The 15,625-nt window shown below is 68.6% G+C and carries 12 protein-coding genes and 2 pseudogenes; 6 read left to right on the forward strand and 8 right to left on the reverse strand.

Annotation, left to right across the window (positions count from 1 at the left end; genetic code table 11):
• Together DQP57_RS20315 and DQP57_RS20320 are read right to left on the reverse strand one after the other, a co-directional pair.
• Positions 1–640 (reverse strand): annotated as a pseudogene (locus tag DQP57_RS20315) (peptidoglycan hydrolase RipC); the annotation flags it as partial.
• Between the two features lie 177 nt (positions 641–817).
• On the reverse strand, positions 818–1,072 hold the full coding sequence (locus DQP57_RS20320) for a hypothetical protein (protein WP_112634528.1): 255 nt from the start codon (positions 1,070–1,072) through the stop codon (positions 818–820).
• A 153-nt stretch (positions 1,073–1,225) separates the two neighbouring features.
• On the opposite strand from DQP57_RS20320, the pseudogene DQP57_RS20325 reads away from it, so the two are divergent.
• Positions 1,226–3,064, forward strand: a pseudogene (locus DQP57_RS20325) (DEDD exonuclease domain-containing protein); the annotation flags it as partial.
• On the opposite strand, the gene trpD reads toward DQP57_RS20325, so the two are convergent.
• Positions 3,002–4,099 (reverse strand): anthranilate phosphoribosyltransferase, encoded by a 1,098-nt coding sequence (trpD, locus tag DQP57_RS27275; RefSeq protein ID WP_133259276.1) that lies wholly within the window; start codon positions 4,097–4,099, stop codon positions 3,002–3,004. The pseudogene DQP57_RS20325 and the gene trpD sit on opposite strands and share 63 nt — an antisense overlap.
• 129 nt (positions 4,100–4,228) lie before the next feature.
• Between trpD and ctaE the strand changes: the two genes are divergently transcribed.
• The 4 genes from ctaE to qcrB are packed head-to-tail and all read left to right on the forward strand — an operon-like array spanning position 4,229 to position 8,675.
• Entirely contained in the window at positions 4,229–4,840 is a 612-nt protein-coding gene (gene ctaE / locus DQP57_RS20335; protein WP_112634508.1) for an aa3-type cytochrome oxidase subunit III, read from the forward strand.
• 29 nt (positions 4,841–4,869) lie between these two features.
• Positions 4,870–5,727, forward strand: coding sequence for a cytochrome bc1 complex diheme cytochrome c subunit (qcrC, locus tag DQP57_RS20340; RefSeq protein WP_112634509.1), 858 nt, complete (start codon positions 4,870–4,872; stop codon positions 5,725–5,727).
• 48 nt (positions 5,728–5,775) lie between these two features.
• Positions 5,776–6,987 (forward strand): cytochrome bc1 complex Rieske iron-sulfur subunit, encoded by a 1,212-nt coding sequence (gene qcrA / locus DQP57_RS20345; protein WP_112634510.1) that lies wholly within the window; start codon positions 5,776–5,778, stop codon positions 6,985–6,987.
• On the forward strand, positions 6,984–8,675 hold the full coding sequence (gene qcrB, locus DQP57_RS20350) for a cytochrome bc1 complex cytochrome b subunit (RefSeq protein ID WP_112634511.1): 1,692 nt from the start codon (positions 6,984–6,986) through the stop codon (positions 8,673–8,675). The genes qcrA and qcrB overlap by 4 nt, the downstream gene beginning before the upstream one ends.
• A gap of 221 nt (positions 8,676–8,896) precedes the next feature.
• Here the strand turns inward: qcrB and DQP57_RS20355 are convergent, their stop codons facing one another.
• The 4 genes from DQP57_RS20355 to ctaC form a co-directional block, all read right to left on the reverse strand.
• Complete coding sequence (locus tag DQP57_RS20355; protein ID WP_112634512.1) at positions 8,897–9,520, reverse strand: DUF2561 family protein; 624 nt, start codon at positions 9,518–9,520, stop codon at positions 8,897–8,899.
• Positions 9,520–10,443: an MmpS family transport accessory protein gene (locus tag DQP57_RS20360; protein WP_112634513.1), complete on the reverse strand. Its 924-nt coding sequence runs from the start codon at positions 10,441–10,443 to the stop codon at positions 9,520–9,522. The genes DQP57_RS20355 and DQP57_RS20360 overlap by 1 nt, the downstream gene beginning before the upstream one ends.
• Before the next feature lie 188 nt (positions 10,444–10,631).
• Positions 10,632–11,051 (reverse strand): cytochrome c oxidase subunit 4, encoded by a 420-nt coding sequence (locus DQP57_RS20365; protein WP_112634514.1) that lies wholly within the window; start codon positions 11,049–11,051, stop codon positions 10,632–10,634.
• Positions 11,052–11,064: 13 nt separating this feature from the next.
• Complete coding sequence (gene ctaC / locus DQP57_RS20370; RefSeq protein WP_112634515.1) at positions 11,065–12,174, reverse strand: aa3-type cytochrome oxidase subunit II; 1,110 nt, start codon at positions 12,172–12,174, stop codon at positions 11,065–11,067.
• A 157-nt stretch (positions 12,175–12,331) separates the two neighbouring features.
• On the opposite strand from ctaC, the gene asnB reads away from it, so the two are divergent.
• On the forward strand, positions 12,332–14,287 hold the full coding sequence (asnB, locus tag DQP57_RS20375) for an asparagine synthase (glutamine-hydrolyzing) (protein ID WP_165821859.1): 1,956 nt from the start codon (positions 12,332–12,334) through the stop codon (positions 14,285–14,287).
• Positions 14,288–14,506: 219 nt separating this feature from the next.
• Here the strand turns inward: asnB and DQP57_RS20380 are convergent, their stop codons facing one another.
• On the reverse strand, positions 14,507–15,481 hold the full coding sequence (locus DQP57_RS20380) for a carbohydrate kinase family protein (protein WP_112634517.1): 975 nt from the start codon (positions 15,479–15,481) through the stop codon (positions 14,507–14,509).
• Between the last annotated feature and the right edge of the window lie 144 nt (positions 15,482–15,625).

Raw genomic sequence — 15,625 nt, forward strand, 5'->3', positions numbered from 1 at the left:
TGCGCTGATCGGCGGTCAAAGAAAGGTATTGCGACTTGACCACCGCGATCTGCACCTGCAGCTGGCTCTGCTTGGACTGCAGGCTCGCGCGGACCGCGGCGGCCTGCTCGGCGGCGCTCTTGGCGTCGGCGGCCGACTTGGCGGATTCGCGCTCGGCCTTGGCGGCCTGCTGCCCGGCGATCTGGAAGCTCTTCATCTGGTCGGCCATCTGCGTGGCCATCACGCGCTGCACCGCCAGCTTGTCGATCAGGCCCTGCGGCGAGCCCGCGGTCAGGATGGCTTCCATGCCGTCGACGTGACCACCCATGTAGGTCGCGGCGGCCAGCTTGTTGACCGAGTCCTGGTAGGACGCCAGATGCGCCTTGGCCGCATCGACCGCGGCCTGGTCGTCGGTGTGCTTCTTGTCCGCCGCGCGCTGGGCGGCCAGCTTGTCGTTCAGGTCCAGCTGGGCGCTGTGCATGGCCTCGGTGGTCTGCTCGGCCTGGCGCGACAGTTGGTTGAGTTTTGCCGTGGCGTCTTCGGCCGGGTCTGCCCACACGGGGGCCGTCACGACACCGGACAAGATCGCGAAGCCAGCTAGCGTCCCTATGGCCGAACGTGTCAGGACACGCGCAACCGGGTACCTAGATGCAAGCCTCAAGATTTGCTTCCTTAAACGGCCATCGACGAAAAAGGCGTCGAGCTGGTTTAGGTCTCAAACAGGTTACGAAACGATATCGGCGTTTGTCCAAAGCAAGCGGTTAAGAAATTAGAAAGAATCCTGTCATTTCTATGTGAACCGTTTCGCGTGCCCGAGGACCTTTGTGGGACAAGGCAATTAGGCTACACCAGAGCCACGGTCCCGACGAATCGGGACGAGGCGAAGGCGCGGCGCCAGGCCCGCCTCGGCGAGAACCTCCAAAGCAGCGCGCTCGTCCTGCAATAAAGTATCCGGAACCCCGAGTATCACGCTGACGACACAGTCGCGGCAGCCGGGGCCGCGCACCGCGCATTCGTCGCAGTCGATCACCACCGGCGTCCCCGGATCGGGCGGCGTCGTGCCGAGGTCGGTGGGTTCGGTTCTCGGTGCCATCGGGTGGTCCTCTCGCGTCGGCTCCGGCACATTGGTGGGCGAACATCACGCCGGACTGCCCGAACGGTAACCGCGGCCACCGACAGGTATCCCTCCCCGCGTTGCGGCGTGGCAGCGGCGTGGCTGTCGGTCGCCGGGCTTAACGTCACCGCCGTGGCTTCCCGGGGTGCGACGCAGCTGAGCTTCGCCGACGTGGGGTCACCGTTCACGCCCGACGAGCTCTCCCTGCGCGAGACCACGTTCGTGGTGGTGGACCTCGAGACCACCGGCGGGCGCACCAAGGGCGCCGACGGAACCGTTCCCGACGCCATCACCGAGATCGGCGCGGTCAAGGTCCGCGGCGGCGTGGTGCTCGGCGAGTTCGCCACGCTGGTGGATCCGCGGCGCAGCATCCCGCCCCAGGTCGTGCAGCTGACCGGCATCACCACCGCGATGGTCTGCGACGCGCCGGCCATCGACGCCGTGCTGCCCATGTTCTTGGAGTTCGCCGGCCTGGATCACGGGACCGTGCTGGTCGCCCACAACGCCGGGTTCGACGTCGGCTTCCTGCGGGCCGCCGCGCAGCAGTGCGACATCGCCTGGCCGCGCCCGCAGGTGCTGTGCACGGTCCGGCTGGCCCGCCGGGTGCTCAGCCGCGAGGAAGCGCCCAGCGTGCGGCTGGCCTCGCTGGCCCGGCTGTTCGCCGTCGCCACCCAGCCCACCCACCGCGCCCTCGACGACGCCCGCGCCACCGTCGACGTGCTGCACGCCCTGATCGAACGGATCGGCAATCAGGGCGTGCACACCTACGCCGACCTGCGCGCCTACCTGCCCGACGTGACGCCCACCCAGCGCCGCAAGCAAGTGCTCGCCGAGGGCCTGCCGCGCCGGCCCGGCGTGTACCTCTTCCGCGGGCCCTCGGGCGAAGTGCTCTACGTCGGCACCGCCGTCGACCTGCGACGACGGGTCAGCCAGTACTTCACCGGCGCCGACCCCCGCGGCCGGATGAAGGAGATGGTGGCGCTGGCCGGCGCGGTCGACCACGTCGAGTGCGCGCATGCGCTGGAGGCCGGCGTGCGCGAGCTGCGGCTGCTGGCCGCGCACGCCCCGCCCTACAACCGCCGGTCGAGGTTTCCGCACCGGTGGTGGTGGGTGGCGCTGAGCGAGGAGGCATTTCCCCGCCTGACGGTGGTGCGGGCGCCGCGGCACGAGCGCGCCGTCGGCCCGTTTCGGGCCCGCGCCGACGCCGCCGACACGGCCGCCCTGCTGGCCCGGTTCACCGGCCTGCGCACCTGCACCAACCGGCTGGGGCGCTCGGCGTTGCACGGGCCGTCCTGCCCCGAGGCGGAGGTGTCACCGTGCCCGGCCGCACGCGGGGTGACCGCCACCCAGTACGCCGGCGCCGTCGCGCGGGTCGCGGCGTTGATCGACGGCGCGGACAACGGCGCGCTCAGATCGGCGGTGGACCAGGTCGACGCGCTCGCGCAGCGGCATCACTTCGAGAGCGCCGCGCGGCTGCGCGACCGCATCGTCACGGCGGTCGAGACGCTGTGGCGCGGCCAGCGGTTGCGCGCCCTGGCCGCGCTGCCCGAGTTGATCGCCGCCGCGCCCGACGGCCAGGGCGGCTATCACCTGGCCGTCATCCGTCACGGCCAGCTCGCCGCGGCGGGCAGCGCCAGGCGCGGCGTGCCCCCGATGCCGGTCGTCGACGCGATTGTCGCTGGGGCACAAGCAATTCTGCCCCGACCGGCCCCCCTGGGCGGCGCGCTCGTCGAGGAAACCGCGCTCATCACGCGGTGGTTGACCGCGCCCGGGGTGCGCATCGTTCGGGTCGCCGAGGACGGCTGGGCCTCCCCGCTGCGGTCGGCCGGCCCCTGGTCGGCGTGGGCCGCGACGGCCCGCTCGGCGCGGCTGGCCGCCGAACAGGTGTCGGCGCAGGCGCTGCGGGACTCAGAGCTGCTGGCCGAACCGCACCCATCGCGCGAGCAGCTGTTCGGCCGCACCGGAATCGATGGCCTTGCAGGCGCGGCCCAGCCCGTCCTCCCACGCCGGCAACCATTCGGCGCGGCTGGATAATCCGGCGTGCGCAACGATGGCGCCGGCGGCATTGAGGACGACGGCGTCGCGCACCGGACCCTTGCGGCCGCCCAGCACCGCGCGCACCTCGGCCGCGTTGGCCTGCGCGTCACCGCCGAGCAGGTCGTCGAGATCGGCTCGGGGAAAACCGAATCCGGCCGGATCGAACGTCAGCCTGTCCACCGTGCCGGCCTGCACCCGCCAAATGGTGCTCGTCGTCGTGGTCGTCAACTCGTCGAGCCCGTCGTCACCGTGCACCACCAGCACGCTGGACCGGCGGGCGGCGAACACGCCCGCCATCACCTCGGAGAGGTCGGCGAACGCGCAGCCGATCAAACCCGCCCGGGGCCTGGCCGGATTGGTAAGCGGCCCAAGCAGATTGAACACCGTCGGCACACCGATTTCGCGGCGCACCGCGGAGGTGTGCCGGTAGGACGGATGAAACAGCGGCGCGAAGCAGAACCCGATGCCCACCTCGGTGAGGCTGCGTGCCACCTCGTCGGGCCCCAGGTCGATCCGGATGCCGAGCGCCTCGAGCGTGTCGGCGCCGCCGGACAGCGACGATGCCGCCCGGTTGCCGTGTTTGACCACCGGCACGCCGGCGGCCGCGGCCACGATCGCCGCCATGGTGGACAGGTTCACCGTGTTGACGCCGTCGCCACCCGTCCCGACGATGTCGACCGTGTCGTCGCGAATGGCGCCGGCGGGCATCGGCAGCGCGTGGTTGAGCATGACGTCGGCCAACTCGATAACTTCGGCCGAGGTGGGAACCTTCACCTGCATCGCCACCGCGAAGGCCGCGATCTGGGCCGGGGTCGCGGCGCCGGCCATGATCTGGTCCATCGCCCAGGCGGCCTGCCCGCGGGTCAGGTCCTGACCGCCCGTCAGACGCGACAGGACCTGCGGCCACGACGGCGCGCGCGCGCCGGACGGCGAAGCGCCCGACGACGAAGCCTGGGATGTCGAAACCACGCGCCGATGGTCCCACGAGGACCACACCGGCCCCAACCGTCGACCGGCGCGCGCGCGACCGGGACGCGCCAGACCTCAAATGCCGCCCCGGGTGGAGATCAACAACTACAAAGCGTCATACTTGCGTATGTGACCAGCGCTGCCGGGACTTCGGGTACTGCAATTACGTCGCGGGTGCATTCGCTGAACCGACCCAACATGGTCAGCGTCGGCACCATCGTCTGGCTTTCCAGCGAGCTGATGTTCTTTGCTGGCCTTTTCGCGATGTACTTCACCGCTCGCGCCCAATCGGGCGGAAAGTGGCCGCCGCCGCCGACCGAACTGAACCTGTATCAGGCCGTCCCGGTGACATTGGTGCTGATCGCGTCCTCGTTCACCTGCCAGATGGGGGTGTTCGCGGCCGAGCGCGGCGACGTGTTCGGGCTGCGCCGCTGGTACGTGCTCACCTTCCTGATGGGCCTGTTCTTCGTTTGCGGCCAGGGCTACGAGTACTTCCACCTGGTGACGCACGGCACCACCATCCCCGGCAGCGCCTACGGCAGCGTGTTCTACCTGGCGACCGGGTTCCACGGCCTGCACGTCACCGGCGGCCTGATCGCCTTCATCTTCCTGCTGGCCCGCACCGCAATGAGCAAGTTCACGCCGGCGCAGGCTACGGCCAGCATCGTCGTGTCGTACTACTGGCATTTCGTCGACATCGTGTGGATCGCGCTGTTTGCCGTGATCTATTTCATCCGATGAGCAGGCGCTGGACGAACAGGAGTGCTCGGTTGAAGAAACTGGGATCGACCCGATCCGGTGCGGCCAAGCCGCCGCAGGGGCAGCGCGACCGTTCGCGGCGGCGGCTTCGTCGCCGGCTGTCCGGTGGCCTGCTACTGCTGATCGCGCTGACCATCGCCGGTGGCCTGGCCGCCATCCTGACTCCGCGGCCGCAGGTGGCCGTCGCCGACGAGTCGAACTCGGCGCTGCTGCGCACCGGCAAGCAGCTGTTCGACACGTCGTGCGTGTCCTGCCACGGCGCCAACCTGCAGGGCGTGCCCGACCGCGGCCCGAGCCTGATCGGCGTCGGCGAGGAAGCCGTCTACTTCCAGGTGTCCACCGGCCGGATGCCCGCGATGACCGGTGAGGCCCAGGCGCCGCGCAAGGAACCGATCTTCGACGAGGCGCAGGTCGACGCCCTGGGCGCCTACGTCCAGGCCAACGGCGGCGGCCCGACGACGGTGCGCAACCCGGACGGCAGCCTGGCGATGCGCTCGTTGCGGGGCACGGACCTGGGACGCGGTGGCGACCTGTTCCGGCTGAACTGCTCCTCGTGCCACAACTTCACCGGCAAGGGCGGGGCGCTGTCATCGGGTAAGTACGCGCCGGACCTCGAGCCCGCCAACGAGCAGCAGATCCTGGCCGCCATGCGGACCGGTCCGCAGAACATGCCGAAGTTCTCCGACCGTCAGCTGTCGTTCGAGGCCAAGAAGGACATCATCGGCTACATCAAGGCGGTGACCGAGGAGCGCCAGCCGGGCGGCTACGGCCTCGGCGGATTCGGGCCCGCACCCGAGGGCATGGCCGCCTGGATCATCGGGATGGTCGCCGCCATCGGGCTGGCACTGTGGATTGGGGCACGAGCATGAGTCGCGCCGAGACGATGCAGAGCGAAGCGATGAGGAGGAGCGGCGCAAATGAGTGAGGCGGACGTTCGCGGCGCTGACACCGGCGGAAACCCGCACGGCACCGGCGAGCGCGAGCCCGACGACGCGGCGTTGGCCGCCATGTCTCAGCAGGAACTGGTGGCCCTGGGCGGCAAGCTGGACGGCGTTGAAACGGTCTTCAAGGAACCCCGCTGGCCGATCGAGGGCACCAAAGCCGAAAAGCGCGCCGAGCGTGGCGTCGCCCTCTGGCTTTTGCTGGGCGGGTTCTTCGGGCTGGCCCTACTGCTGATCTTCTTGTTCTGGCCGTGGGAGTACAAGCCAAAGGAGGAAGCCGGCAGCTTCCTCTACGACCTGGCCACTCCGCTGTACGGGCTGACCTTCGGCATGGCGATCCTGTCGATCGGTGTCGGCGTCATCCTGTATCAGAAACGCTTTATCCCGGAAGAGATTTCGATCCAGGACCGCCACGACGGCGCCTCGCGCGACGTCGACCGCAAGACGGTGGTCGCGAACCTCGCCGACGCGTATCAGGGATCGACGGTCGGTCGACGCAAGCTGATCGGCCTGTCGCTGGGGATGGGGCTGGGCGCCTTCGGCCTGTCCACCCTGGTCGCGTTTGCCGGCGGGCTGATCAAGAACCCGTGGAAGCCGGTGGTGCCGACCGCCGACGGCAAGAAGGCCGTGCTGTGGACCTCCGGCTGGACCCCGCGCTATCACGGCGAGACCATCTACCTTGCGCGTGCCACCGGTTCGGCCTCCACGTCGCCGTTCGTCAAGATGCGCCCCGAAGACCTCGACGCCGGCGGCATGGAAACCGTCTTCCCGTGGCGGGAGTCCGACGGGGACGGCACCACTCCCGAATCGCAGGAGAAGCTGCGGGCCATCAACCAGGGTGTGCGAAACCCGGTGATGCTCATCCGGATTCGGCCCACCGACATGGGCCGCGTGGTCAAACGGCAGGGCCAGGAGAGCTTCAACTTCGGTGAGTTCTTCGCCTACACCAAGGTGTGCTCGCACCTGGGTTGCCCCGCCTCGCTGTACGAGGAGCAGTCCTACCGGATCTTGTGCCCGTGCCACCAGTCGCAGTTCGACGCGCTGCACTTCGCCAAGCCGATTTTCGGGCCGGCCGCACGTGCGTTGGCGCAACTGCCGATCACCATCGACACCAACGGGTATCTGGTCGCCAACGGTGACTTCGTCGAGCCCGTCGGACCGGCATTCTGGGAGAGGACGACAACATGAGTCCGAAATTGAGTCCCCCGAAGATCGGCGATGTCCTGGCCCGTCAGGGTGAGGACATCGACACGCGTTATCACCCGTCGGCCGCCGTGCGCAGACAGCTCAACAAGGTCTTCCCCACGCACTGGTCGTTCCTGCTCGGCGAGATCGCGATGTACAGCTTCATCGTGCTGCTGCTCACCGGCGTCTACCTGACCCTGTTCTTCGACCCGTCCATGGGCGAGATCACCTACAACGGCGCGTATCAGCCGCTGCGCGGCGTGGACATGTCGAAGGCCTTCGCGTCGACCCTCGATATTTCCTTCGAGGTCCGCGGCGGACTGTTCGTGCGCCAGGTCCACCACTGGGCCGCGCTGATCTTCTCCGCGTCGATCATGGTGCACCTGGCCCGCATCTTCTTCACCGGCGCCTTCCGGCGCCCGCGTGAGGCCAACTGGGTCATCGGCTCGCTGCTGCTGATCCTGGCCATGTTCGAGGGCTACTTCGGCTACTCGCTGCCCGACGACCTGTTGTCCGGCATCGGGCTGCGCGCCGCGCTGTCCTCGATCACGTTGGGCATGCCGGTGATCGGGACCTGGCTGCACTGGGCCCTGTTCGGCGGTGACTTCCCCTGCGGTGGCGTCGGAAGCGAGTGCGCCACAGCGGGTTACATCATCCCGCGGATGTACGCCCTGCACATCCTGCTGCTGCCCGGGATCATCCTGGCGCTGATCGGGCTGCACCTGGCCATGGTGTGGTTCCAGAAGCACACCCAGTTCCCCGGCCCCGGCCGCACCGAGCACAACGTGGTCGGCGTGCGAGTGATGCCGGTGTTCGCGGTCAAGTCCGGCGCGTTCTTCGCCGCGATCGTCGGCGTGCTGGGCCTGCTGGGCGGCCTGCTGCAGATCAACCCGATCTGGAACCTGGGCCCCTACAAGCCATCTCACGTCTCTGCCGGTTCGCAGCCCGACTTCTACATGATGTGGACCGAAGGCCTGGCCCGTATCTGGCCGCCGTGGGAGTTCTACTTCTGGCACCACACCATCCCGGCGGTGGTCTGGGTGGCGCTGATCATGGGCGGGGTTTTCGGTCTGCTGATCGTCTACCCGTTCCTGGAGAAGCGGTTCAGCGGTGACTACGCGCACCACAACCTGCTGCAGCGCCCGCGCGACGTGCCGGTGCGCACGTCGATCGGGGCCATGGCGATCGCGTTCTACATGTTGCTGACGCTGTGCGCGATGAACGACATCATCGCGTTCAAGTTCGACATCTCGCTGAACGCGACGACATGGATCGGGCGCATCGGCATGGTGATCGTCCCGCCGGTGGTCTACTTCATCACCTATCGGTGGTGCATCGGACTGCAGCGCAGCGACCGCGCGGTGCTCGAGCACGGCATCGAGACCGGCATCATCAAGCGGCTGCCGCACGGCGCCTACATCGAGCTGCACCAGCCGCTGGGCCCGGTCGACGACCACGGCCACCCGCTGCCGCTGGCGTACCAGGGTGCGCCCCTGCCCAAGAAGATGAACAAGCTGGGCTCGGGCGGATCCCCGGGTAGCGGTAGCTTCCTGTTCGCCGACCCGCTGTCCGAGGACGCGGCCCTGCGGGAGGCGGCGCACGGCTCCGAGCAACGCGCCCTGACCGCGCTGCGCGAACACCAGGACGGCCTCAACGGTTCGACGAACGGTTCCACCAACGGCGAGCACTAGCGGATAGCCCGGATAGCCCGGCTCCTCATCGGCCCCACGCGGCCGGCGAAGGAGCCGGGCTATTTCGTGCCTGGGGCCCGCTGGAGCCGGGCGTAACCGCGAGACATAAACCACTGCGACGACGCACGGGGCGTGTCGTCGCAGTGGTTTATGTGCCGACGGCATCGTCACGCAGAGTGCATGTGGGGCGACCCCGCGCTCCCCCGGTTCCCTGCGGCTGGCTATTGGTCGGCGACGACGCTGCGCAGCTGGCGAATGTGCAGCCACTCGACCACCGGCATCGCCGCGGTGATGAGGCCGGCGAACCCGTAGCCCACCCACGACGCGCCGTCGTGACCGACCGCCATCAGGTAGGTCGCCGTCGCGACCGCGATCAGTGCCGCGCCCATGGTGCCGGTCAGTATCACGGTGCCGCGCAACCACACTCGGTCGGCCGCCTCGCCCGACCACTCGGCGCCGGAGGCCGCCGGCGCCGACGTGTGCAGCGTGGCGGTCCCCAGCCGCATCGGAGGTCGTGACGGCCCGCGCGTCGGCGCGGTCATCGCCTGAGCGGCGGGTTCGGACTGCGACATCCGGCGGGCCCGCAGCAGGATCGGGATCGCGCCCGCGATGATCAGCGCCGAGACGATGATGACGGCATACAACACCCAGGTGGTGTGCGGGCTGCTGGCCGCCTTGTGAAAGCCCCTGCCCAGATCCGCCAGGGCGACGGCGGCCGCCACGCTGACACCGAGCAGCACCAGGTAAATCGCGGCGCAGGCGCCGATCAGGATGCGGTCGACGACCTCGGGCGCAATCGTGTCGTCGCCCAGCCCACGCCGATAAGCCGAATATCTGCTGACCATCAGCAGCTCGTCTGCGGCGAGTCGTTGCTGTTCGACGAGAGCACGGTTCCGTCGCTGGTGGTGATCGAGCAATTGAGCCTGCTGACCCGGAACAGGCTGGACGCCTCCACCGAGCCCACGTCGGACTGCGAGATCGGGGTGACGGTCATCGACCAGGGGATGTACACGTTGTGCTGCGTGCGGCGCCGGCCGGACGCGTCGACGTAGGTCACCGAAATGATGTCGCCCGGGGCTTTGGTGCCGGTCACGGAGTAGGTGACCTGCCGCGCCCCCGCCGCCCACGACGTCGCCGGCGGCGGCGCCGGTGCGGGGGCGGGCGGGGGCGGCGGTGCCGGAGAAGGCGTCACCGTCACAGTCTGGGTCTCCGTTGCTGTCGGGGGCGGCGGCGGTTCGGTCGTCGGTGGCGGTGGCGGTGGCGGGGGCGGTGGCTTGGTGGTCGTGATCTCGTCCTGCAGTGGCGGCGTGGACGGCGCGGTGGTGGTTCCGGGGTTGGCGAGCTTGGTGGTATCGGTCCGGGCGAACAACAGCGATACGGAGACGACGAGCGCGATCGCGGCGACGATTGCGGCGACCCCGACCACCCACGGCCAGCGCGCGGTGCTGCGCTCGTCGTCGCCGGCGGCGGCCTCGTCGAAGTCGTCGTATTCGTAGAGCCGCAGATCGGCAGGCAGGTAGGGCCCGCTGGTGAAGTGCTCGGATTCCGGAGCCGAGTAGGCCCGCGAGTACGCGTCGGTCTCATCGGTCTGGTTCGCGGCGGGCAGTTCGGCGCTGTCCTCGAAGGGTTCCGGCTCACCCTCGACGTCATCGTGCGCGCCTGGGTCCAGCTCGTCGGCCGGCTCGCCGCCGGGCTCTGGTTCGTGGCTGATCGGGTCGGCAGGGTCGGGTGCGTCAGGATCCCATTCCGGGGGTCTCGACCCGCTCATCTCTGCCTTTGCCTACCCTGTTCGACTGCCTCACCTGCGCCCAAGACTCCGCGATCACATCGACGCGGGCGCGCTGGGAAACTCCTCGTTTGCCTGGGCAAAACACTACCGAACCCCAAAGGGGCAAAACGGTCGTGGCGAACGGCGCAGGCGATCACGTGATCTGATTGTGACCTTTATGCCGCGAATCAGTGCTTCTCGGGACCGATGTAGTACTCGAAGACCAAACCGGCCACCGACGTCAGGATGAACATGACCCCGGCGGCGATCAGCCACGGCAGCCACAGCGCGATGCCGACCGCGGTCACCGAGCCCGACAGCGCGACCAGGATCGGCCACCAGCTGTGCGGGCTGAAGAAGCCCAATTCGCCTGCTCCGTCGCTGATCTCGGCACCCTCGTAGTCCTCGGGCCGGGTGTCCAGGCGCCGCGCGACGAACCGGAAGAACGTCGCCGTGATCAACGCCAGGCCGCCGGTCAGCACCAGCGCGGTGGTGCCCGCCCACTCCACGCCCCCGGTGGCGAAGATCGCCGTCAGCACCCCGTAGAGCACGGCAACCACAATGAAAAACCCGGCGATGAACTCGAATAGCCTGGCTTCGATATGCATTTGGTGTCCTAACCTACTGGCTTCCGGCCAATTGACCGCGCTTGGTGTCGAACGGATGGGTGGTCACCGCGAGTGGCGGCTGCCCGATCGCCTGCAACGCCTCGGCGTTGCTCTTTCCGTCCATCCGCTGCTGCAGGTAGGCCTTGAAGTCGTTGGGCGCCACCACCCGAACCTCGAAGTTCATCATCGAGTGATACGTGCCACAGAACTCCGCGCAGTGGCCCACGAACGCGCCCGGCTGCTGGATCTCCTCGGTCTGGAAGACGTGCACCGAGTTGTTCGCGTCGGCGTTGGGGATCACGTCGCGCTTGAACAGGAACTCCGGCACCCAGAACGTGTGCACCACGTCCGCGGAGGCCAGGTCGAACTCGATGCGCTTGCCGGTCGGCAGCACCAGCACCGGGATTTCCTCGCTCGAGCCCAGCGTCTCGACCTTGTCGAAGTTCAGGTACTGCCGGTCAGAGGTGTTGAAGCCGCGCACGGCGCCGACGCGCTCCTCACCGTGGGCGTCCTTGCCCTCCGGCTTGGACAGCATCGCCTTCTTGCGCGCCTGGTCCGTCCCGTCGTAGTTCAGGGTGCCGTCCTTGAAGGCCACGCGCTGATAGCCGAACTTCCAGTTCCACTGGAAGGCGGTGACATCGATGACCACCTCGGGATCCTTGGCCAGGTGCAGCATCTTCTCCTGCACCACGACGGTGAAGTAGAACAGCACCGAGATGATGAGGAACGGTGTCACCGTGAGCACCAGCTCCAGCGGCATGTTGTAGCCGAACTGCCGCGGCAGCTCGGTGTCGGTCGCCTTCTTGCGGTGGAAGGCCGAGGCCCAGAAGATGAGCCCGAACACGATGCCGCCGACCACCAGCGAGGCGATCACCGCGCCGATCCACAGTTCCCGGTTGAGGTGGGCCTCCGGCGTGATGCCGCGCGGCCAGCCCAATGCCAGCGCGTCCGCCCAGCTGCTGCACCCGCTCAGGAACAGCGCCAGCACACCCAACGTCATGGCCAGCGCGAACGGCCGAAGACGACGGGAAACGCCCCTCGCCCGGCTTCCGGAGCCCGCGGAATGGCGCCGAAACCTGCCCTGCGACAAACGTTGCGAACGGTCCTGCTCGCGAGGGGTCACGTTAGCGCCTCCTGCTCGGATATCGAATACTACGCAGCGTAGACCACGCGCCTGAGCCGGGCGACGAAACCCCGGCCCACCGGCTTGTCAGGCCATGGACGACGTGCCAGGGTGCGACATCCACGCATGTCCTCCACGTGCGGCATACTGGGGCGCCGTGTGTGGTCTGCTGGCGTTCGTCGCCGCCCCCGAGGGCCTGGAACCCGGCGCGGCCGCCCGCGCCGACGGGGCCATCGCTCGTGCGTCGCATTCGATGCGCCATCGCGGGCCCGACGAACCGGGCACCTGGGTGGACCCGGACACCGACGGCTCGGTCGTGTTCGGCTTCAACCGGCTGTCGATCATCGACATCGCCCATTCGCACCAGCCGCTGCGCTGGGGGCCGCCCGAGGCGCCCGACCGCTACGTGCTGGTGTTCAACGGCGAGATCTACAACTACCTCGAGCTGCGCGACGAACTGGCCACCCGGCACGACGTCACCTTCGCCACCGACGGAGACGGCGAGCCCATCGTCGCCGGCTACCACTACTGGGGCACCGACGTCTTGACCCGGCTGCGCGGCATGTTCGCGTTCGCGCTGTGGGACACCGTGACCCGCGAATTGCTTTGCGCCCGAGACCCATTCGGCATCAAGCCGCTGTTCATGGCGACAGGGACAGGCGGCACCGCGGTGGCCAGCGAAAAGAAGTGCCTGCTGGATCTGGCCGAGCTCGTCGGGTTCGACACCGGAATCGACGAGCGCGCCGTGCAGCACTACACCGTCCTGCAGTACGTGCCGGAGCCGGAGACGCTGCACCGCGGGGTGCGGCGGCTGGAATCGGGCTGCTACGCCCGCATCCGCCCCGACCGCCTGCAACCGGAGGTCACCCGGTATTTCGTGCCGCGGTTCGCCGCGGTGCCGATCACCCGGGACACCGAACAGGCCCGCTACGACGAGATCACCGCGGTGCTCGAGGACTCGGTGGCCAAGCACATGCGGGCCGACGTCACCGTCGGCGCGTTTCTGTCCGGGGGAATCGACTCCACCGCCATCGCCGCGCTGGCCATCCGGCACAACCCCCGGTTGATCACATTCACCACCGGCTTCGAGCGCGAGGGATTCTCCGAGATCGACGTCGCGGTGGCCTCGGCCGAGGCGATCGGTGCGCGCCACATCGCCAAGGTGGTCAGCCCCGAGGAGTTCGTCGCCGCCCTGCCCGAGATCGTCTGGTACCTCGACGAGCCGGTGGCCGACCCGGCGCTGGTGCCGCTGTTCTTCGTCGCCCGCGAGGCCCGCAAGCACGTGAAGGTGGTGCTGTCCGGCGAGGGCGCCGACGAGTTGTTCGGCGGTTACACCATTTACCGAGAACCGTTGTCGCTCAAGCCTTTCGACTATCTGCCGCGGCCGCTGCGGCGGTCCATGGGCAAGGTGTCCAAGCCGTTGCCGGAGGGGATGCGGGGCAAGAGCCTGCTGCACCGCGGTTCCCTGACACTCGAGGAGCGCTACTACGGCAACGCCCGCAGCTTCTCCGACGCGCAGCTGCGCGACGTGCTGCCCGGCTTCCGCGAGGAGTGGACCCACACCGACGTCACCGCCGCGGTGTATGCCGAATCGGCGGGCTGGGATCCGGTGGCCCGCATGCAGCACGTCGACCTGTTCACCTGGCTGCGCGGCGACATCCTGGTCAAGGCCGACAAGATGACCATGGCCAACTCGCTGGAGCTACGGGTCCCGTTCCTGGATCCCGAGGTGTTCGCCGTCGCCTCCCGGTTGCCCGTCGAGGCGAAGATCACCCGCACCACCACGAAGTACGCGCTGCGGCGCGCGCTGGAGCCGATCGTGCCCGCGCACGTGCTACACCGGCCCAAGCTGGGCTTCCCGGTGCCGATCCGGCACTGGCTGCGCGCCGGTGAGCTGCTCGAGTGGGCGTACGCGATGGTGAACTCGTCGCAGGCCGGTCACCTCGTCGACCTGGCCGCCGTGCGCCGGATGCTCGACGAGCACCGCAACGGCGCCGGCGATCACAGCCGCCGGCTCTGGACAGTGCTGATCTTCATGCTCTGGCACGCGATCTTCGTCGAGGGCAGCGTCGTGCCGCAGATCAGCGAGCCGGTGTACCCGGTGCAGCTCTAGGAGCCGACGGCGAATCCGCGGCCTCGCGTGTGAAGCCAGGGCGTTGCGTGTGAAGCCACGGCGTTGCATGTCGGCGTGTCGCCGCCCTCAGCTCACACTCGACGCCGGGACTTCACACTCGAGGCGCGAGGCCCGAGGCCCGAGGCCCGAGCCCGAGGCGTGATGCCCGAGCCCGAGGCCGAGGCCCGAGGCGCAGGCTCTAGCACTGGCCCGCGAGGCTTAGGCGAGCACCGCGGCGATCTCGTTGGCCGCCTCGTCGCCGTAGGCGTCGGCCAGCCGGGTCTTGGCCACGGCCGCGTCCCACGTCCACTCCTGGGTTCCGGTGGACTCCAGCACCAGCACGGCGACCAGCGAGCCCAGCTGAGCCGAACGCTCGAGGTTGAGCCCGGCGCTGCGACCGGTGAGGAACCCGGCCCGGAACGCGTCGCCGACGCCGGTGGGATCGGTCTGGCTGGTCTCGGGCACCACACCGACGTGGGTGGTGGTCCCGTCGCGCTCGACGATGTCGACGCCCTTGGCGCCCAGCGTGGTCACCCGCAGCTCGACCTTCTCCTGCACGTCGGCCTCGGACCAGCCGGTCTTGGAGAGCAGCAGCTCCCACTCGTAGTCGTTGGTGAACAGGTAGGCCGCCCCGTCGACGAGCTTGTCGATCTCGGCGCCGGACAGGCGGGGCAGCTGCTGCGAGGGGTCGGCGGCGAACGGCAGGCCGAGCTCGCGGCACTCCTCGGTGTGCACCACCATCGCGTCGGGGTCGTTGGCCCCCACGATGACCAGGTCCGGGCGGCCCACCGACGACACGACGTCGGCGAGCTTGATGTTGCGCGCCTCCGACATGGCCCCCGGGTAGAACGACGCGATCTGGGCCATGTCCTCGTCGGTGGTGCAGGTGAACCGGGCGGTCTTCGCGGTCTGCGAGATCAGCACGTTCTCGCAATTGACGCCGTGGGACTGCAGCCACTGGCGGTAGTCGTCGAAGTCGTCGCCGGCCGCGCCGACCAGCGCCACGTCACCGCCCAGCACGCCGATGGCGAACGCGATGTTGCCGGCCACGCCGCCGCGGTGAATCACCAGGTCGTCGACCAGAAAACTCAGGGACACCTTTTGCAGGTGCTCGGCCAGCAGGTGCTCGGAGAACTTGCCGGGGAAACGCATCAGGTTGTCGGTCGCAATCGAACCTGTCACCGCGATCGTCACGAAAACTCCATCCTTCGTTAGTAAGGTTATCTAGCTTACGCACGCGTCTCGACCGTCGCTGTGTGCACGGGGGGCGTGAGGTCGTGCGCTAGCCTCCCTAGGGAACTCACTCAAGTCGCCGGGATCACATGCTCGGGCCGCAAC

Source organism: Mycobacterium colombiense (assembly GCF_003284935.1).
Lineage (GTDB): Bacteria > Actinomycetota > Actinomycetes > Mycobacteriales > Mycobacteriaceae > Mycobacterium > Mycobacterium arosiense_A.